This is a genomic window from bacterium (genome assembly GCA_035528375.1).
In the GTDB taxonomy this organism is placed as follows: Bacteria; RBG-13-66-14; RBG-13-66-14; order RBG-13-66-14; family RBG-13-66-14; genus RBG-13-66-14.
On sequence record DATKYS010000137.1, the window covers coordinates 45,007 to 64,899 of the forward strand.

General features: G+C 65.3%; 14 protein-coding genes. 11 read left to right on the forward strand and 3 right to left on the reverse strand.

The genetic code is table 11. The features are described from left to right. Positions 1 to 8: 8 nt before the first annotated feature. The 3 genes from kdsA to VM054_11305 all read left to right on the forward strand — a co-directional run bounded on the left by kdsA (position 9) and on the right by VM054_11305 (position 2,778). Complete coding sequence (gene kdsA / locus VM054_11295; protein HUT99643.1) at positions 9 to 854, forward strand: 3-deoxy-8-phosphooctulonate synthase; 846 nt, start codon at positions 9 to 11, stop codon at positions 852 to 854. Further along, on the forward strand, positions 847 to 1,419 hold the full coding sequence (locus tag VM054_11300; protein HUT99644.1) for a hypothetical protein: 573 nt from the start codon (positions 847 to 849) through the stop codon (positions 1,417 to 1,419). The genes kdsA and VM054_11300 overlap by 8 nt, the downstream gene beginning before the upstream one ends. A 363-nt stretch (positions 1,420 to 1,782) precedes the next feature. Next, positions 1,783 to 2,778, forward strand: a complete 996-nt coding sequence (locus tag VM054_11305) for a KpsF/GutQ family sugar-phosphate isomerase (GenBank protein HUT99645.1) — start codon at positions 1,783 to 1,785, stop codon at positions 2,776 to 2,778. 153 nt (positions 2,779 to 2,931) lie between these two features. Here VM054_11305 and VM054_11310 read toward each other — a convergent pair whose 3' ends face one another. Continuing rightward, positions 2,932 to 3,906, reverse strand: a complete 975-nt coding sequence (locus VM054_11310; protein ID HUT99646.1) for a M23 family metallopeptidase — start codon at positions 3,904 to 3,906, stop codon at positions 2,932 to 2,934. A 220-nt stretch (positions 3,907 to 4,126) separates the two neighbouring features. On the opposite strand from VM054_11310, the gene VM054_11315 reads away from it, so the two are divergent. Continuing rightward, positions 4,127 to 5,005: a DMT family transporter gene (locus VM054_11315; GenBank protein HUT99647.1), complete on the forward strand. Its 879-nt coding sequence runs from the start codon at positions 4,127 to 4,129 to the stop codon at positions 5,003 to 5,005. 261 nt (positions 5,006 to 5,266) lie between these two features. On the opposite strand, the gene gyrB is transcribed toward VM054_11315, so the two are convergent. Both gyrB and VM054_11325 read right to left on the reverse strand, forming a co-directional pair. Next, positions 5,267 to 7,675, reverse strand: coding sequence for a DNA topoisomerase (ATP-hydrolyzing) subunit B (gene gyrB, locus VM054_11320; GenBank protein ID HUT99648.1), 2,409 nt, complete (start codon positions 7,673 to 7,675; stop codon positions 5,267 to 5,269). Positions 7,676 to 7,699: 24 nt separating this feature from the next. After that, a complete protein-coding gene (locus VM054_11325) occupies positions 7,700 to 8,407 on the reverse strand; it encodes a DUF5683 domain-containing protein (protein HUT99649.1) in 708 nt (235 codons plus the stop codon). Between the two features lie 323 nt (positions 8,408 to 8,730). Here VM054_11325 and VM054_11330 point away from each other — a divergent pair, with 323 nt between their 5' ends. The 7 genes from VM054_11330 to VM054_11360 all read left to right on the forward strand — a co-directional run bounded on the left by VM054_11330 (position 8,731) and on the right by VM054_11360 (position 19,551). After that, positions 8,731 to 11,199, forward strand: a complete 2,469-nt coding sequence (locus tag VM054_11330; GenBank protein HUT99650.1) for a PBP1A family penicillin-binding protein — start codon at positions 8,731 to 8,733, stop codon at positions 11,197 to 11,199. A 70-nt stretch (positions 11,200 to 11,269) separates the two neighbouring features. After that, on the forward strand, positions 11,270 to 11,839 hold the full coding sequence (locus VM054_11335; protein HUT99651.1) for a DUF5655 domain-containing protein: 570 nt from the start codon (positions 11,270 to 11,272) through the stop codon (positions 11,837 to 11,839). A gap of 8 nt (positions 11,840 to 11,847) precedes the next feature. Beyond that, positions 11,848 to 13,155: an NlpC/P60 family protein gene (locus VM054_11340; protein HUT99652.1), complete on the forward strand. Its 1,308-nt coding sequence runs from the start codon at positions 11,848 to 11,850 to the stop codon at positions 13,153 to 13,155. Beyond that, a complete protein-coding gene (locus VM054_11345) occupies positions 13,152 to 14,699 on the forward strand; it encodes an O-antigen ligase family protein (GenBank protein ID HUT99653.1) in 1,548 nt (515 codons plus the stop codon). The genes VM054_11340 and VM054_11345 overlap by 4 nt, the downstream gene beginning before the upstream one ends. Before the next feature lie 211 nt (positions 14,700 to 14,910). Continuing rightward, the gene (gene ileS / locus VM054_11350) at positions 14,911 to 17,739 is read left to right on the forward strand and encodes an isoleucine--tRNA ligase (protein ID HUT99654.1); all 2,829 of its coding nucleotides are present in this window, start codon (positions 14,911 to 14,913) and stop codon (positions 17,737 to 17,739) included. Next, positions 17,739 to 18,263 carry a signal peptidase II gene (gene lspA, locus VM054_11355; GenBank protein ID HUT99655.1) on the forward strand — a complete coding sequence of 175 codons (525 nt, stop codon included), beginning with the start codon at positions 17,739 to 17,741 and terminating at the stop codon, positions 18,261 to 18,263. The genes ileS and lspA overlap by 1 nt, the downstream gene beginning before the upstream one ends. A 226-nt stretch (positions 18,264 to 18,489) precedes the next feature. Further along, positions 18,490 to 19,551, forward strand: coding sequence for a M23 family metallopeptidase (locus tag VM054_11360; GenBank protein HUT99656.1), 1,062 nt, complete (start codon positions 18,490 to 18,492; stop codon positions 19,549 to 19,551). Positions 19,552 to 19,893 lie beyond the last annotated feature (342 nt).

The following is a 19,893-nucleotide window of genomic DNA, read 5'->3' on the forward strand; positions in this document are numbered from 1 at the left end:
GTAATTTAATGGAACCACTGAGCGTGTTCAACGTCGGTACGGTGGAGCTGGGTCGGGAACTGGTCTTCATCGCCGGCCCCTGCGTCATCGAGGACCGCGACTCGACCCTGCGGGTGGCGGAGCGTCTCGCCGACCTGGCGATGGAGCGCGGCTGCGGCCTCATTTTTAAATCCAGCTACGACAAGGCGAACCGGACCGGCGGGGAGAGCTTCCGCGGCCCAGGCCTGGAAGAGGGGTTGCGCGTGCTCGTCGAGGTCCGGGAGGCGATCGGCCTGCCGGTGCTCACCGACGTCCACTCCCCCGAGGAGGCCCGGGCGGCGGGGGAGGTCGTGGACTGCCTCCAGGTGCCGGCCTTCCTCTGCCGCCAGACCGACCTCGTCACCGCCTGCGCCCTTACGGGCAAACCGGTGAACGTGAAGAAAGGGCAGTTTCTCGCTCCCGACGACACACGGCACATCGTGGCCAAGCTGACGTCGGCGGGTTGCGACCGGATCATCCTCACCGAGCGCGGCTACGCCTTCGGCTATCATGACCTGGTGGTGGACCTGCGTTCGCTGGCGGTGATGCGGGAGATCGGAGCCCTGGTCTGCTACGACGCGACGCATTCGCTGCAGCAGCCGGGCGGGGCGTCGGGTCAGACCGGCGGCCTGCGCGCGTTCGTGCCGCCGCTGGCCCGGGCCGCCGCGGCCTTCGGCGTGGATGCTCTTTTCGCCGAGACGCATCCCGACCCTCCCCGGGCGAAGTCCGATCCGGCCACCGTCTGGCCCCTGAACAGCTTCGGGCGGTTGATGGATCAGATATTGGCGGTGGACGGTCTGCGGCGCGAACTGGGAAAGCTGGGTCCCGATGTTTGAAAAAATCTCCTTTCCCGGTGAGGCCCGGGTCGCCGACCTGGAAGAGCGCGCCCGGCGGGTGAGCCTTCTGGTCATGGACGTGGACGGCGTCCTCACCGCCGGCGGGATGTTCACCGACTCGGACGGCGTCCCGGTAAAAATCTTCGACGTCAAGGACGGGCTCGGGCTCTACCTCCTGGGCCGGGCGGGGATCAAGCGGGCCATCGTCACCGGCAAGTCCAGCCGGGCGGTGGAAAGGCGAGCGGAGGAGCTGGGGCTGGAGCACTGCCTCCAGGGCGCGCTGGACAAGGGGCCGGCGGTGCGGGAGCTCCTGCGGGCGTCGGACTGCGCGGAAGACGGGCTCTGCTACATCGGAGACGACCTGAACGACCTGCCGGGCCTGGTCATCGCCGGGCTGGCCTGCTGTCCCGCCGACGCCGCCCCCGACGTGCGCGGGCGGGTCCACTACGTCTGCGCCGCCAAGGGGGGGCGGGGCGCCGTGCGCGAGGTCTGCGAGCTCATCCTGCGCGCCCGCGGCGAGTGGGACGCGATGGTCAATCAGTGGATAATGGGGGAATTTAAATGAGTTGGTTGTTATTCCTCGATGAAAGCGGGCACGACCATAAAAAAACGCCCTATGAGGTGCGTGGTGGCAATGCGTTGAAAGATAGTAAGATATAGCCTCTTATCGATAGTGCCGATTACGCCGTGATGAAGTTGCCGTCGAAGGTGTAAGGAAACAGGTTTATGGAATCGTGTATGTGCCTGATCCTTATACTCCAAGGAGCTAAAAAAAGTAGCGGTAACGCCCTCGGGGCCCCTGCTTTTACACAGTAACCCCTCGGCCGAACCGCCATCAACAGTCTAGCCCTTTTTGTACGTTTTTGTCAAGTTTTTGTTAAGGTTTATTTACGGCTAAAATGAGGATTTACACGACGGTGAGCATCCCATGAAAACGGACGCGGAAATCACGGCCCGGGGGCGCGAGGTGCTGGCCGTCGAGGGCGAGGCGCTGGCGCGCGTGGCGGAGCGTCTGGACGAGAGTTTCGCCGCGGCGGTACGCATCCTGCACGGCTGCACCGGGCGGGTCATCGTGGCCGGGATGGGCAAGAGCGGGCACGTCGCCGACAAGATAGCCTCCACCCTCTCTTCGACCGGCACGCCGGCGTTCTTCCTCCACCCCGGCGAGGCGGCCCACGGCGACCTGGGGATGGTCACCCCGGGTGACGTGGTCCTGGCGGTCTCCAACTCGGGGCGGACCCGGGAGCTCCTGGCCATCGTGCCGAACCTGAAGAAGCTGGGCGCGCGGCTGGTGGCCCTGGTCGGAACCCCAGACTCCCCCCTGGCCCGCGAGGCCGAGGTGGCCCTCGACGCGAGCGTGGAGCGGGAGGCGTGCCCGTTGAACCTGGCGCCCACCTCCTCGACGACTGCGGCGCTGGCCTTGGGCGATGCCCTGGCCGTGGCGCTGATGGAGCTGCGTCAGTTCAAGGCCGACGACTTCGCCCGCTTCCACCCGGGGGGTCTCTTGGGCGACCGCCTGCTCCTACTCACAGTGGACGAGGTTCTCATTACGGGCGCTCTATTCCCCAGCGTGGGGGTCGGGGCCGATTTCGCCGAGGTGGTCGGGGAGCTGGCCGGCAAGCGGCAGGGGATAACCGCGGTGGTCTGTGGCGGAGGAGGGCTGGCCGGCGTCATCTCCAACGGCGACGTGCTGCGTATTTTAGCCCAGAAACGTGACACCGCGCACATCTGCGCCGAGACGATGATGACCCATAATCCCAAGACGATCCCTCCCGGGACGAGCGCCGAAAATGCCGTGGCGGTCATGGAGACCCACAACATCACCGCCCTGGTCGTGGTGGACGATGAGCATCGGCCCCTGGGGCTGGTACACCTCCACGACCTGCTGGGCCGGAAGACTTTCTGGCAGCCGCCCGACGGTTAGGCAGGACGGAATTCTCCGACGGGTTGAAGCCGTTTGACGGGAAGACCGCCCGGAAGCGGCCTTTTTTTATACGGTCGGGCTCGCGGGCGTGTCAATCTCTTCCAGCAAAAAGACCGCCCGAGCGGTCTTTTTATGAGTGCGAAGGTCGGCCCCCTAGTCGAACTCGTAGTCGGGGAAGATGTAGGCCATGGGGTCGGTGACGCTTCCGTCCACCAGGACCTCGTAGTGGAGGTGAGGCCCGGTGGACATGCCGGTGGAGCCGACGTCGGCGATTATCTGCCCCCGCTTGACCTCGTCGCCCTCCTTGACGTGGAGCCTGGAGCAGTGTCCGTAGCGGGTCTGGTAGCCGTAGCCGTGGTCAATGAAGCAGGTGGTGCCGTAGCCGCCGCGGGTGCCGGCGAAAATCACCACGCCGTCCGCGGGGGCGAAGATGGGCGTCCCCCAAGGCGCCTGGATGTCAATGCCGCGGTGGAAATGTATGAGACCGGTGATGGGGTGGATGCGGTTGCCCATGAAGCTGATGATGTGGCCGACGACGGGCTTGATGGAGGGCGTGTGGGCGCGGATGTCGGCCTCGCGGCGGGTCCGCTCGATGGTCTGGTTCACGAGGGAAATTTCGTAGTTGATCGAACCGGCCAGGCGTAGGGAGCGCTCGAAGTAGCGCTGCGTCGTTTCGTCCAGGGGGGAGTCGGTGATGCGGGGGAAGGAGGCGATGGCCCGGCCCAGCTCCACGCCACCGATGCCGCCCTCCCGCTCCGAGTCCGGCACGAGGGGCAGAGCGTGGGCCAGCCGGGCGACGTCGTTGGCCTCCCGGACGACCGCTAGCTGCTGGTTCAGGTCGCCGATGTCCTCCTGGGCCTTGGTCAGCTCACCCTGCTGGTCCTCGTTCTCCAGCTCGAGGGTGAAGAGGTCCAGCCGCTTGCGCAGGTTGTCCGAGTAGAAGAAGAGCAGGACCACGGCGCCGACGATGACCGACACCGTTATCCAGACGAAGCGCCGGATGCCCCGGCGGTCCAGGTCCCGGTGGAAGGTGCCCAGGGCTCCGTCCCGACAGATGACCAGGCTGAAACGCTCCGCCTTTTTGCGTTTCTTATTGAGGGGATGGAGCTTAAGGGTTGCGGCAGTCAATGGTTCGGACGGATCTTTCCCCGCGGTGGGTGTTATAGGTTAAGCAGGATCAACGACAAACAAACCCAGCATCATTGTATGGAGACGGGGGCGAACTGTCAAGGGTGATGATTGTAGTGGGCAAAAAACGTCCGCTTCGGAAAAAAATCCGTCCGCTCACCTTCACCCCGACCGATGGTACAATCTGCGAATGCCCTCTTGCGAAGGCGAAGACTGCGCCATGGACCGGACCCGCAAGGCTAGAGCTTATCTCGGTGTCGCCACCGTCATCTGGGGCTCGACCTTCATCGTGCTCAAGCTCCTGTTGACGCGGGCCACCCCGTGGCTGTTGGTGGGGGTCCGGTTCGGCCTGGCCGCGGCGGTTTGCCTCGCGGTTCTTCTCTGGCGGCGGTGGCGCGTCGAGGGCAAAGTCCTTAGGCGAGGGGCCTTCCTGGGCCTTCTGCTCCTGGGGGGTTACGCCCTGCAGACTTTGGGGCTGGTGCACACCGGGGCGGGGAAGTCGGGGTTCATCACCGCGCTCTACGTGGTGCTCACGCCTTTTTTCGCGTGGCCGGTGTGCGGGCGGCGGATTCGATGGCGGGAGCTGGGCGCCGCGGCGGTTTCCCTGGCCGGGGTGTACCTGTTGGCCGATCCCTCGGGGCCGGTGAATCCGGGTGATTTATTGACCCTGGGCAGCGCGGCTATCTTCGCGCTCCACCTGGCCTTCATTGACCGCTGGGCGCCCGCGGAGGAAAATGAAGATTCACAGCTCCGGCACGAGTTCACCCTGACCACGGTGCAGATGGTGGTGGTCGGCGTGGGGGCTATGACGCTCTCGCCGCTGTTGGAGACGCCGCGATTGGCTCTGGACGCGGTGTCCATCCCGGCTTTTCTGTACCTCTCGCTGGCGGCGACTGTGCTGGTGGTTTTCTGGCAGATGCGGTGGCAGCCGAAGCTGGGGGCGGGGCGGGCGGCGCTCATCTACGTGGGTGAGGCGGTCATCGCCGCGGCGGGCGGGGCGGTCTTCTTCGCCGAGCGGCTGCCGTGGTACGGCTACGCGGGGATGGGGCTCATCCTGGCGGCGATTCTCTGGGGCAACCGGCGGGGAACGCAGACGTGAGAATGTAGGACGGGGACTTCAGTCCCCGCCGCTTTTACCCCTCACCCCAACCCTTTCCCCAGAGGGGAGAGGGGGTAAAAGGCAGCCCTCACCCCCGACCCGTGCCTTGCAGACCTCCCACGGGGAGAGGGGGGCCGTTTTTAAGAAGACCCTCACCCCGGCCCGTGCCTTGCCGATTGCGATGATGCGGGCCGACCTGAACGGCGCGCCGTCGGTCGGCCCCTACGAGGGTGGTGCGCTATTCTCGACGACCGGTCGGCCTCAGATGTCCAGGTTGGCCACCTCGAGGGCGTGGGAGCGGATGAACTCCCGCCGCGGCGGCACCTGGTCCCCCATCAGCACGCTGAACATCTCGTCGGCGGCGAAGGCGTCCTCCACCGTCACCTGTAGCAGCGTCCGGCTCGCCGGGTCCATCGTCGTCTCCCAGAGCTGGTCGGGATTCATCTCGCCCAGCCCCTTGTAACGCTGGACGGAAACCTCCCGATTGCCGGTCCGGCGCAGGATTTCCAGAAGCTCCAGGGGGTCGGTCAGCTCGAACCGCTCATCCTTGCCCAGGTGGAGGGTGATGCCGGGCTTTTTCTGCGCCGGGAAATCGAGGCCGAACTCCCTCAAAGCGCCTCGGAGCTCCTCCAGCTCGGTGGCCTCACCCAGCTCCTCCGGCTCGTGCTTCCTCCATTCCGACCGCTGGCCCAAAAGGTCGGCCAGCTCCTCCCCCGCCTCGGCCTTCTCCTCCAAAAGCCCCAGCTCCTGGTCGGTGTAGGCGTATTCGATGTCGCCGGTCTCGAGGTCGCGCAGGTAGTATCGCGGCAGGCGACCGTCCCGCTCGCGGCCGAGGTATTCCTCCACGTCCAGCCCCCGACGTTCGAGACGATCGAAGGAGAGCTTCACCCGTCTGAGGTGCCTGGTCAGGCCCAGGAGGGCCTTCTCGTCGAGCTTGGCGCCGTTTATTTCCGCCCGAGCCCCCCGGCAGCCCAGCTCGAGGAGCAGACGGTCCATCTCCCCCTCGCTCTGCATGTAGAACTCCTCGCGGCCGCGCTTGACCCGGTAGAGCGGCGGCTGGGCGATGTAGATATACCCCTGCTCCAGAAGCGGCCGCATCTGGCGGTAGAAGAAGGTCAAAAGAAGGGTGCGGATGTGGCTGCCGTCCACGTCGGCGTCGGTCATTATCACGAGCTTGTGGTAGCGCAGCCTCTCGAGCTCGAACTCCTCGGCGATGCCGGTTCCGACGGCGGTGATGATGGTGATGAGCTCGTTGTTGGAGAGAATCTTGTCCAGGCGGGCCTTCTCCACATTCAAGATCTTCCCGCCCAGGGGAAGGATGGCCTGGTAGGCGCGGTCGCGACCCTGCTTGGCCGATCCGCCGGCCGAGGGGCCCTCCACGATGAACAGCTCGCATTTCTCCGGTTCGCGCTCCGAGCAGTCGGCGAGCACTCCGGGGAGTGAGCTCCCCTCGAGGGCGCTCTTGCGCCGGGCGAGGTTGCGGGCCTTGCGGGCCGCCTGGCGCGCCCGGGCGGACTCCAGCGACTTGGTCACAATCTTGCGGGCCGTGTCCGGGTGCTCCTCGTAGTAGAAGGTCAGCCCCTCGCCCACTATCTGCTCGACTATCCCCTTGAGCTCGCTGTTGCCCAGCTTGGTCTTCATCTGACCCTCGAACTGGGGGTTGCCGATTCTGACGCTCACCACGGCGGCCATGCCCTCGCGGATGTCCTCGCCTAAAAGCGGCGGTTCGTCCTTCTTCAACAGGCCCTGGACCCGGGCGTAATCGTTGGTCGTCCGGGTCAGGGCGGCCCGGAAGCCGGATAGGTGGGTCCCGCCCTCCTCGGTGTTGATGTTGTTGGCGAAGGTGAAGATGTTCTCCGTGTAGCCGTCGGAGTGCTGCATGGCCACCTCGAGGGAGACCATCCCCGAGTCCTCCGTCTCCTCCCGCACGCCCTCGAGGTAGACGATGGTGGGGTAGATGGGCGTCCGGCCGGCGTTGATGTGCCCGATGAACTCGACGATCCCGCCCGAGTAGGAGTACTGGACGCGGCGTCCGTCGCGCTCGTCGGAGAGCTCGATGGTGAGCCCCTTGTTCAGGAATGCCATCTCGCGCAGCCGCTTGGCCAGGAAGTCGAAGGAGAAATCCGTCGCCTCGAAGACCATCGGGTCCGGGATGAAGCTGATCTTGGTCCCCCGCTTCTTGGTCTTGCCGATGACGCTCACCGACCCCTGGGGTACCCCGCGGATGTAGCGCTGGTGGTGGATGTTCCCGTCGAGCTTGACCTCCACGTCGCACCAGGCGGAGAGGGCGTTGACGACGGAGACGCCCACGCCGTGCAGGCCGCCGGACACCTTGTACGTCTTCGAGTCGAACTTGCCGCCGGCGTGGAGGGTGGTCATCACCACCTCGAGGGCGGAGCGGTTCTCCTCCTTGTGGATGTCCACGGGGATGCCGCGGCCGTTGTCCACCACGGTCACCGAGTTGTCGGGGTGGATCGCGACCTCGATGTGGTCGCAGAAGCCGGCCATGGCCTCGTCCACCGAGTTGTCCACCACCTCGAAGACCAGGTGGTGCAGGCCGCGTTCGCCGGTGGAGCCGATGTACATCGCCGGGCGCTTGCGGACCGCTTCCAGGCCTTTTAACACCTGGATGTCGTCGGCGGTATATGAGTTTTTCTCGTCCTTGGGCATGCGGAGTGTAAACCTCCTGATCCGTCAATAAACGATGGAAAGGGAAACGCCGGCGCCTGGATTTCCGCACGAGTCGGTGTAGAAGCGGGGAGCGAGCTCCACCGAAAACCCCTTCCCCGCTTCCCCGGTCCCGGTGAGCTCATCCCCGGTCTCGAAGTCGGCGAGGTGGGCGTCCACGTAAGCGTCCAGCATGGAGTACACCACGACCAGGGCGGCCAGCCAGATGTGCGTCTCGTAGTCCACCCGGTAATTTTTATAAAGATCCAGGTGGTAGTCGCGCAGGGCGAAGACGTCGGTCAAATCCGGGCTCATCCTATCGTCGGGGATATCGAAGCCTTCGAACTGACGGCGCTCGTAGGCCGCGGCGTCGGCGTAGTAAATGATGCCGTACACGGTGAGCGCCTCGAGGCCGAAGAGGACGACCCCCTTCAGGTACTCCTCGTTGTAGAACTGTCCCCAGCCGGCGATGACCCCCGAGCGCCAGAGCGCCTCCACGGGGTCCGGCCGCCAGGGCGCCGGGGACTCGGCGGTCTCGGTCGCCGTCGCCGATTCGGTGATTTCAGTCCCCGGTTCGGACTCGACCGTTTCAGCCGCCGGTGCGGACTCGACGGAATCCGACTCCCCGTCGGTCGGGGGCGTTTCGCCGTCGGGAACGGGGGGCTCTTCGGCCGCCAGAACCGAGAGGGGCGGCCCCGCCAGGAGGAGAAGGATCAAATGGAACGGACGGGTCAAGGGGGCTCCGGGCTCGGTCGTCGGACGGGTTTCGTGAACGTAAGTGCCTTTATTTTAAATAAAATCCGTCTAAAGGTCAAGGCGCGGGCTTTGGGATATGTGCTATATTATCAACGGATTGCGGTGTTTCATTCCCCGACTGGATGCCGCGCGGGAAGAACCGCTCCGGGTGCCGGTCGCTCCGTGTTGAACCGGGGGCGTTCCACGGGGTATAATCGGGGGGTCGCCACGGGGAACGGTGGTGCAAGACGGGTCGTAGGATAGCCGTCCGACTCCCTTTACCGTTTCCCCGATCCGTCACACTACCAACCGTTCGAGGACCGATGGGTTCCGTAAAAGCCAAGCACGCCAGGGCCGATGTGTTCACCCGGATCGGCGGGTGGTTCCGCCGCCTGTTCCAGCGTCCCGTGCCCGAAACCCTGGAGAGCGGTCTCTCCCATCCCGGGGTGGAGGCGAAGGCCGGGGTCCGCGCCCGGACGGGGGCTTTCTCCTGGCGGGTGGCCGGATACGTCGTCGTCATTTCATCTTTTTTCATCATCGGGTTGGGGCTCGGTCTGGTGCACGCCTTCTCCGGCGGGTTGCCGAAAATTTCCGGGCTGTGGAAGTTCGAGAGCTATCTGCCCACCGAGGTTTACGACGACAACGGCGAGCTGATCGCCACCTTCCTCGTAGAGCGACGTTACGTCGTGCAGATGAGCGAGATACCGGACAACCTGGTCCAAGCAACCCTGGCCATCGAGGACCAGCGCTTCTACGAGCACTGGGGGATCAACGTATGGCGCACCGGCAAGGCGGCACTCATAGACCTGATGGCCGGTGAGAAGCGCCAGGGCGCCTCGACCGTCACCCAGCAGCTGGCGCGAAACTACTTCCTCACCCTGGAGAAGAGCTGGGTGCGGAAAATCCGCGAGGCCATCCTGGCGGTCCAGATAGAGAAGGCCTACACCAAGGACGAGATACTCTACTTCTACCTGAACCAGATCTACTACGGGCACGGTTGCTACGGGGTGGAGGCCACATCGCGGTTCTTCTTCGGCAAGCACGCGCGGGAGCTGAGCCTGCCCGAGGCGGCGCTCATCGCCGGGCTGCCCCAGAACCCCGGCGGTTACTCGCCGTACTACCACCCCGAGCAGGCCAAGCTGCGACGGAACACGGTCCTTCTGATGATGGCCGACGTGGGGTACATCACCGAGGAGGAGCGGTCCTGGGCGGCGGCGCAGCCCATCGAGCTGGCCCAGCGTCGCCGCACCAAGTCGAAGGCCCCCTACTTCGTGGAGTACATCCGCTCCGAGCTGGAGAAGGAGTACGGCTCCAACGCCGTCTATCAGGCGGGGATGAAGGTCTACACCACCCTGGACTTGAGTATGCAGGAGCTGGCCGAAAAGCACGTGGCCCAGGGGCTGGAGCGGGTTCAGGAGCGCTGGAACTACAAGCCGTACCCCCGCAATGACAACCTCAAGATAGAGGACCTGGAGCTGGGGCAGATCCGCTCCGGAATCGTCACCGAGCGGGACGACGAGTTCGCCTACGTGGACCTGGGCGGCGGCATCACCGGCCGCATAGACATCACCCCCCTCTACTGGCACTGGCCCAACCCGCCCGAGGTGGAGATTCAGGAGGGCGCCGAGATAGCGGTCAAGGTGACCAGCCTGGTGCGCTCCACGGGCCGGGTGGAGCTGTCCCTGGAGAAGAAACCCTACCCCCAGGCGGCGCTGGTTTCCGTAGACCCGCGGACGGGCTTCATCAAAGCCATGGTGGGCGGGTCGGACTATGACGAGAGCCAGTTCAACCGGGCCGTGTACGCCCGCCGGCAGCCCGGCTCGGCTTTCAAGGTCTTCGTGTACACCGCGGCCATAGACAACGGTTACACCGCCGCCGACACCCTTCTGGACAAGCCCTTCGTGGTCAACGCCGACGGCGTGGTCTGGGCCCCGCACAACTACTCCATGGGCTACTCGGGTCGGCCGATGACCATCCGCACCGCCATCGCCATGTCCATCAACCTGGTGGCGGCGCGGCTGATTCTGGAGTTAGGCGTCGAGCCGGTGCGAACCTATGCCGAGCGCATGGGCATCCGCACCCCCATCGCCCACACATACTCCATCGCCCTGGGCTCCTCCGAGGTCACCCCCCTGGACATGGCCAGCGCCTTCGGCACCTTCGCCACCCTGGGCATCCACGTCGAGCCCACGGCGATAAAGCTCATCAAGGACCGCGACGGCAACGTCATCAAGGAGAACATCCCCCGGGCGGAGGTGGTCCTGCGGCGGGAGACGGCCTTCATCATGCGCTCCATGCTGCAGGGCACCACGACCGGCGGCACCGCGGCCCGCGCCGGACGCACCTTAAAGCGCCCCTGCGCCGGAAAGACCGGCACCACCAACGAGGCGGGCGACTGCTGGTTCATCGGCTTCGTCCCCCAGCTCTGCACATCGGTCTGGGTCGGATTCGACGACCACACCTCCCTGGGCTACAACGCCACCGGCGAGTCCCATGCCGTCCCCCTCTGGAGCGACTACATGGCCGACGTGCTCCAGAACTACCCCGTCGAGGAGTTCTCCGTGCCCGAGGGGCTGAAGCTCCAGCGGTACGTGGTTTGCGGCGACTCGGGGCTCTTGGCCAACCCCGACTGCCCGCACAAGATAGGCGAGGACTTCATTGACGGCACCGCGCCCACGGCGTACTGCGACCTGCACGGCCCGGGGTCGCGGGACTTCATCGCCCACGACGCCGCCCTCGCCGCCGGTGAGACCGCGCCCGAGTACGGCTACCGGTACGATGAGGAGAAGTAGGCCTGGGCTTGGCGGTGAATCGTAAATGCCAGAGACCTGTGGGTCGCCCGAATACCACGGGGGATAGAGATTGGGCCTGACACCGGACGAGCAGCGTGCGGCCATCGTCCGCAACTTCCCCGCCAAGACCGGCCATGACCTGGCCTGGTGGGTTGACCTGCTGAAGAAGACAGGACCCGCGGGGAAGCGGGAGCGTACGGCCTGGCTCCAGGAAAATCACGGCCTCGGCCAGCTCTACGCCCGGGCCGTCGTCGCCGGGACGGAGAAGACCGAGGGCCGCGTCGAGCCCACGTCCGAAGAGCTGGTTGACACCCAGTACGCCGGGGCGAAGGCCGCCTTCCGTCCGATTCACGACCGGCTGGTGAAGTGGGCTCGGGCCGAGCTGCCCGACGTGCGTGTCAATCCCTGCCGGACCTACGTCTCCCTCTTCCGCCGGCACCAGTTCGCGGTCATCGCGGTGAAGCGGGACGGTATCTATTTAGGTCTGGCGCTGCCCGGTGAGGAGCCGGGCGGGGCGTGGGAGCCGGCGAAGAATCTGGGCTGCGTGCGGATCACCCACCAGTTGAGGCTCGCCGAGGCGGGCGAGGTGGACGGCGGGGTGCTTTCCTGCTTGCGGCGGGCCTACGAGGCCGACGTCTGAGGAGTCGAATGCGCTTGTTCCGGGCGGAAATTCTCTTTTTTGTATTCTGCGGCGCGGCGCTGGGGGCTACCGTCCAAAGGGTGGACTACGACCCACAGAGCCGCACGGTGCGCGTCGCAGTCCAGTCCGATACCGAGCCCACGTACAAGGATTTCGAGCTCCCCGACCCCGACCGCGTGGTCCTGGACCTGGAAAACGCATCCTTCCCCGCGAACAAATTCGAGGCCACCGTGGGCGACGGACTGGTGGCCGGTCTCCGCGCCGCCCAGAACTCCGTTGATCCCGCCGTGACCCGGGTCGTGGTGGACCTGGAGGCCGGCGTTTCGGGCTACACGGTGGGCATTACCGGTTCGGCGCCCTCCTGGTCGGTCAACCTCACCGTCATCCCCGCCGGGAGCGTCGTCGCGGTGGAGACCGAGGCTAGGCTCATCGAGGAGGCGACCCTGGAGCCGCACGTGCTCCCCGGGGAGGAGCCGCCCCCGAAGGAGGCCCTCGTTTTCGCCGCCAGCCCCACCCCGGTGCGCGAATCGCCGGCCTCCAACGCCCGCCGGGTGAGCGAGGGGCTGGCCGGGGAGCGGGTCGAGGCCGTGGCCGAGCTGGGTGGGTGGCGCCTGGTCATCCTCACCGAGCAGGACGGCCTGGCCGGGTGGGTGCCCTCCTCTTCCCTCGTCACGGAGGGGAAGGTGGAGCGCGACGACGGCTCCGTGCGCGCGGTGCCCAATCCCCGCACCCCTCCCCCCGGCACCCCCCAGACCCCCCAGCCGAACCGGGCCCCGCTGCGCACCGAGGCCACCGATGGCTCGGCCATCATCGCCCACCTCTCCGCCGACACATCTTTCCGGGCGTACCGCCGCCGGGAGGGCTGGTATTTCGTTCAGCTCGAGGACGGCCGCGCCGGGTGGGTCGCCGCGCGGTACGTCGAGCTCGAGACCGCCGGTCCCGGCGAGGCCTGGCGCCAGGCCGTCGTGGCCACCGCAGAGAGTTACCTGGGCTCGCCCTACGTCTGGGGCGGCACCTCGAGCTCGGGCTTCGACTGCTCCGGCCTCGTGTGGCGCGTCTACAAGCAGAACGGTATCGAGGTCCCCCGCACCGCCGGCCCCCAGTACCGCGAGGGGCGGCGCGTCACCCGCGACGTACTCCTGCCCGGAGACCTGGTCTTCTTCTCCACCTACAGCGCCGGACCCAGCCACGTAGGCATCTACGCCGGGGACGACCGCTTCATTCAGGCCGACTCCTCCGACGGCGTCCGCTACTCCGACCTGGACGGCGTGTACTGGAATGACCACATCTACGGCTACTCCCGCTGGACGCCGTGAGCGAGCTCGAACTAAAGGAACGTCATCCGATCTACCGCTTCGCCGGCTGGGCCGGCCTGGCCCTTTTGTGCATCCTGGTCGCCTTCACCTTCACCTACTTCGCCTACACCCGCCGGTTCATGATCGGGCTCTTGGCCACGGCGGCCCTGATAGCGCCCGCGGCGCTTTTTCTCGTCTTCGCCCACGAGAAGGCGAGGCTGTGGTGGGCGAGGATTCTGGTCGCCCTCATGCCCCTCGGCCTCCTTTTCCGGTTCGGCAGCGACGAGTTCTACTTCACGCCCGCGCTCTTCATGTTCCTCATCAACCTCTTCGTGATCGTCCTCGACAAGCTGCAGGGATACGAGGGGGAGAAGCCTAAACCCACGCCGCTCTCCAAGCCGCTGGGTATATGGCTGGTCACGATCATCTTCTCCACCCTCGTCAGCCGGTTCGCCGTCCACGGGGTGCTCGAGCTCATCCCCCTCCTCCTGGCCTCCACGGTCTACGTTTACGTCCGCCTCTACATCCGCGACGAGCGGGAGCTCGAGAGCCTGATCAAAGCCTTCACCGTGGGGGCCTGTTACTCCCTCGGCTCGGGGTACTTCGAGCTCATCAAGGGCGTGACCTACACGGCGGACCTCTCCCACGAGAGCCAGTCCATATCGATGTACGCGGACGTGTTCCGGGTTGACGGGAGCTTCTACTCACCCAACTCCTTCGTCTACTTCAGCGCGTCCTGCGCCCTTTTGTACAGCGTCATGTTCTTCTACTGGCGGAACTGGCGCTGGAAAGTATTCTCACTCGTCCTGGCCCTTTCCGGGGCGGTCCTCTCCATCTTCACCTACTCCCGCGGAGGCGTCTTCGGTCTGGCCGCCGGCATCCTGTTTCTCACCCTGGCGCTGCCGCCTCCCAAAAAGCGCCTGAAGCTCTACCTGGTGGTTGTCCCCCTCGCGCTGGCAGTGGCCCTCTGCGTCACGATACCGGTCCTGGGGTCCAGGGGGGCGGGGCTCGTTGACCCCCAGGAGCTTCAGCAGGTCGTGGTTAGCACCGAGTCGGCGGGGCAGGTGGCGGACATCACCTCATCGCTCGCCAGGCCGATAATGTGGTACCGGTCCTTCGAGTTCTGGATGAATAGTCCGGTATGGGGAATCGGCCACTCGAACTTCGAGGGGTATTTCAACCCGGTCATGCCGTATATGTTCCGCATGTTCGGGTTTTACCCCAGGCACCCGCACAACATCTTCATCTACGCTCTTCTTTCGACGGGGCTCATCGGGCTCGGGTGCCTCATCACCATCGTCGTCAAGCTGAGCAGGTACACGTTGGGCGGCATACGGCACCGCGGGACGTTCATCGGCTACCTTTCCATCGCCCTCGGCAGCATCTGGCTTCTCACCTTCATCCAGGGGATGGTGGACGCGATTTTCGTTCTTCCCCTGACCATACCCATAGCCGGTTCCTTCTTCTTATTCCTCGCTTCGAGCACCTTCGTGATGGACGCGGTGAAGGAGCGTCTCGCGCTGGAAAAAACTACTTCCCGGGAAACGCCCGCAATCGGACCGTAGTGAATGGATTCCCCGGAGGCCCCCTGGATATATGGTCCCCCCGGGACAACCGCTTGACAACCCAACCCGTCCCCTGCTAGCCTGTCCCCTACTTTTTGCCGGGGGCATAGCTCGCTCTGCTCGGTTTACGGCTTCGCCGTCGCAGTTACGCCGAGGGCGTTGCTTCGTTTCGCGTGGGGTATATTCGTTCTGCGATTAAAAGGGTGCGACGATGGGAGAGAAGACCTATAAGGACTCGCTCAACCTGCCGGTTAGCGATTTCCCCATGCGGGCCGGTCTGCCCACGAGGGAGCCGGAAAGACTGGCCCACTGGGAGGAAATCGGCATCTACGCGTTGTTGCGGGAGAAAGCAAAGGGGAAGCCCTCCTACATCCTCCACGACGGGCCGCCGTACGCCAACGGCGAGGTTCACGCCGGAACCGCGCTGAACAAAGTCCTCAAGGACGTCATCGTCAAGTACAAGTCCATGCGCGGTTTCGACACCCCCTACGTGCCTGGCTGGGACTGCCACGGCATGCCCATCGAGCACAAGGTGGCCCGGGAGCTGGGTGATAAATTCCGCGAGATGTCCATCGGCGACGTGCGCCGGGAGTGCAGAAAATTCGCGCTCGGTTTCGTGGACACCATGCGCGGCCAGTTCAAGCGCCTGGGCGTCTTCGGCCTCTGGGAGAGGCCCTACCTGACCCTGGACCGCGATTACGAGGCCACGGTGCTCGATGCCTTCCGGGGGCTGGTGGAGAAGGGTTACGTCTACAAGGGGCTCCGCCCTGTGTTCTGGTGCGCCAGTTGCGAGACGGCGCTGGCCGACGCCGAGGTGGAGTATAAAGACCACTCCAGCCACTCCATCTACGTCCGCTTCCCGGTCGTCCGCGATCCGGACGGTGTTTTCTCGGGGGGCCACGACGGCGCGTACGCCCTCATCTGGACCACCACCCCCTGGACCCTGCCGGCCAACGTGGCGGTGGCGGTTCACCCCCGGCTGCGCTACCTGGTGGTGGAGCACTCGGGGGAGCGCTACCTCATCGCCGAGGGGCTTTTTGGCCAGGTCTGTCGTGACCTGGGGTGGAGCGGGGTGAAAGAGGTTCATGCGCTCATGGGTGAGGAGCTTTTACGACTGGTGTGCCGCCACCCCTTCCTGGAGCGTGATTCCGTCTTCGTGCCCGCAGACTACGTCACCCTGGAGCAGGGTACGGGGCTGGTCCACACCGCCCCGGGGCACGGGGCCGAGGACTTCCACACCGGGCGGGAGCACGATCTGCCGGTGCTGGTGCCGGTGGACCACGCCGGGCGCTTCACCGACGAGGTTGGGCTCTGGGCCGGCATGAACGTCTTCGAGGCCAACGGGCCCATCCTCGAGCACATGCGCGGCAACGGCTCGCTCCTTTACGCCGGGGAGCTCGTCCACTCCTACCCCCACTGCTGGCGCTGCAAGGAGCCGGTGATATTCCGCGCCACCGAACAGTGGTTCCTGGACGTGGACCACGACGACCTGCGGAAGCGGTGCCTGGAGGTGGTGGATCGGGTTGACTGGGTCCCGGTCTGGGGGCGGGAGCGCATGGCCAGCATGCTCGAGCTGCGCCCGGACTGGTGCCTCTCCCGCCAGCGGAGATGGGGGGTGCCGATTCCCGGACTCTACTGCACCGTGTGCGGCGAGCTGGTGCTGGACGCGCGGGTGGCCGCCCTGGCCCGGGACCTCGCGGCCGAGAAGGGCTCGGACGCCTGGTTCACCGAGCCCATCGAGAGCCTCGTCCCACCGGGGCTGGTCTGTCCGAAGTGCGGCGCCGGGGGCTTCAGGCGCGAGACCGACATCCTCGACGTCTGGTTCGAGAGCGGTGTGAGCCACCTCGCCGTCCTCAAGCGCGCCCAGGACGGCCTCGTCTGGCCCTCGGACATGTACCTGGAGGGGAGCGACCAGTACCGCGGCTGGTTCCAGGTCTCGCTCCTGACCGGCATGGCCCTGAAGGGCGAGCCGCCCTACGGCCGGGTGCTGACGCACGGGTGGGTGCTGGACGCCCTAGGCCGGGCGATGCACAAGAGCCTCGGCAACGCCATCCTGCCCGAGACCATCATCGGTGAATACGGCGCCGACATCCTGCGCCTGTGGGCCACGTCGGCCGATTACAAGAGCGACATCAGCCTGGGGGATGAGGTACTCAGGCGGAACACCGACGCCTATCGCCGCATCCGCAACACCTGGCGCTTCCTCCTGGGCAACCTCCACGATTTCGACCCGACCGCGGATGCGGTGGCCGAGTCAGAACTTTTCGAGATAGACCGCTGGGCGCTGCACCGGCTGGCCGAGGTGGCGGACAGGGTGACGAAGGCTTACGAGAACCTGGAATTTTACCGGGTGTACCACCTCGTCTACAACTTCTGCACGGTGGACCTGTCGGCAGTGTACCTGGACGTGCTGAAGGACCGGCTGTACTGTTCGGCCGCGGATTCACCCGAGCGCCGGGCGGCCCAGACCGCGCTCTTCGTCATCGCCGACGCGCTGGCCCGGCTGACGGCGCCGATTCTCGTCTTCACCGCCGAGGAGCTCTGGGAGCAGTTGCCCGGCGAGCGTGAGGCGTCGGTCCACCTGGCCGACTGGCCGGACTTGTCCGAGTGGATAAACGAAAAGATAGCCAAGCGGTGGGAGCACCTATTACTGACGAGGGATGGAACTCCGGGATTCAACACCTGGATGGAGGAGTTCAGGTCTGCCGGGCGCAACTCTCTTGAGGCCGCGGTGGAGCTGATCCCTCAGGAGCGAGGAACCTATGAGAGGTTGAAAGAATGTGGTGAGAAAAACTTGATGGACCTGTTCATCGTCTCCTCACTGGCAATCCATGAGCCGGCCGATGAAACCGGTGAGGAGATAAACTCACCGTGGATTCAGTACACTCTCGATGGCGTGAACTACGTTATCGGTTTGAAAATAACCGAGGCCGAAGGCGACAAGTGCCCGCGCTGCTGGCACGTCGAGACGCTGGTGCCGGGCCTGCCCGGGGAGCCTGAGGTCTGCCGCCGCTGCGCCCGCGAGCTGGGGGTGGGCTGATGCCCTGGCCGGGGTGGAAATCCTTCGGGGAAACGCTGAAGGGACGGAGCCTGGCGCTCTGGCTCGCTCTGGTGGCGCTCGTCATTGATCAGGCGTCCAAGATCGCCATCACGCTGACCATTCCTCAGCGTCACGGTGTGATAGTCATTCCCGGTTTCTTCAACCTGGTGCACGGTCAGAACTCCGGCGTGGTTTGGGGATTCATGCGGGGCGTGCCGGGCATGGCCTACGTCTTCATGGCGATCCAGGCCCTGGTCTCCCTGGCTATGGTCGCCTGGCTCGGCCTGGGCCGGGATATCAGCAAGCTGCAGCTCTGGGGCTTCGGTTTCATCCTGGGCGGGGCGCTCGGCAACCTCGTGGACCGCATCCGCCTGGGCGGCGTGGTGGATTTTCTGGACTTCAAGTTCGGCAGCTTCACCTGGCCGACCTTCAACGCGGCCGACACCTGCGTGGTGGTGGGGGTCGGGCTCGTCATCCTCAGCCTCATCATCGCCGAGGTTCGCTCGCACAAAAAAAAGACGTAGGGGGGATTGCGCCGGGACGGGCTTCGGGATGCCTTTTCATCGTTCATGACTTTCGGGGGGGCTTGCCAAGGTCCCCCTTTTGGTCTATATATTAAGTGGGTGTTAATCCGGTTAAGAATTTCCTCCGGTCCTATTGTCCTTGCCACGGCGCTGTGTTAGACTTGACGGTAATCTAGGGATTGGGCACTCGGCCTGGGAGCGGGATAGATCCAACTGGGATGCGACGTTGAAGCTCCGGGGATTCACGATTCTGGTGGAGAACCACCGCGGACGGGATATCCGCCGTTCCCGGCTTTCCGCCACGCTCCTCACCTTCGTGGGGGTCCTGGTTCTGGCCGCAATAACCGGCGTCGTCATCTTCGCCTTCCTCTACTTCGTCCGCCTCTCCGAGCACGGGGAGCTCCTCCGCCTGACATACCGCGACATCCGCCAACGGCAGAGCCTCAACCGAGGCAAGGATCAGCTCCGGTACATGGTGGATGAGGCGACGGAACTGGAAGGGATCAACGACGCCGTGCGGCTGGTGCGCGGTTTTTCCCCCGGCCTGCCTGACGAGACCGGCATCGGCGGTCCCGAGCTCGGTCAGGCACTGACCGAGGGCAACCAACTGAAGGTCGAGGTTCTGCAGGCGCGGGCCATTCTCGACCGCCAGGTGAACCAGTTCGATGAACTGGTCCGGCTGACCCGTGGGCAGGAGGACATGCTGGTCCACTTCCCCTCGATCAACCCCGTACCCAACGGCCGCAACGTGTCCGGTTTCGGATACCGGCGCGATCCGATCAACTTCGGGATCGAGTTCCATAACGGCGTGGACCTGGTCGCGCCCCACGGATCGCCGATCGTGGCCGCCGCGGACGGCGTCGTCGTGGTGGCAAGGTTCGCCGGAGCCTATGGTCTCCTGGTGCGCGTGGATCACGGGTACGGTTTCCAGACCCGCTACGCCCACTGCTCCAGCGCCTTCGTCAAGCCCGGAGACGTGGTCCGCCGCGGCGAGGTCATCGCCGCCATAGGCGCAACCGGCCGCGCCACCGGCAACCACTGCCATTACGAGGTTCTGCGCGACGGGGTGAACGTGGACCCGGCGCTCTTCATCATGGGGGATCAGGACCCGATCAGACGCCGCCTCCTCCCCGTATTCCCGGCCGCCGCCGAGGTCACGGAAGATACACAGATTCCGCTGGCCCCCCACGACCTGATCGAGTGCGACCGGCTGCTCAACCCCGAGCTGGAAGACCCCATCAGCTTCGAACCGCTCCTCCCCAAGCCGGAACCGCTCTCCTCGAAGTAGCGCCGGGGGCCGGCCCTGGGGACTGGTTTTTTTAGTAGGCGGGCAGTGCTTGAAGGGTCAGGCGATGTTGCGGAGTAAAAATGGGCCGGCCCATAAGGGCCGGTTTTTCGTGGGACAGGTGGTGATGTGGACTCGCGCGACGTCGTGGAGTAATAAAAGAGCCGGCCCGTTGGGGGGGGCCGCCCTACATCGCGCGGCTGCGATGACGTAGGGGCGGGTCTCCTGACCCGCCCGCGGGCCGACCTAAACGGTGCGCCGTCGGTCGGCCCCTACGAGTTGCAATCAAACGGGCGACCGTGGACGGTCGCCCCTACGGGGTGTCGTGCGGTTCGTAATGTAGGG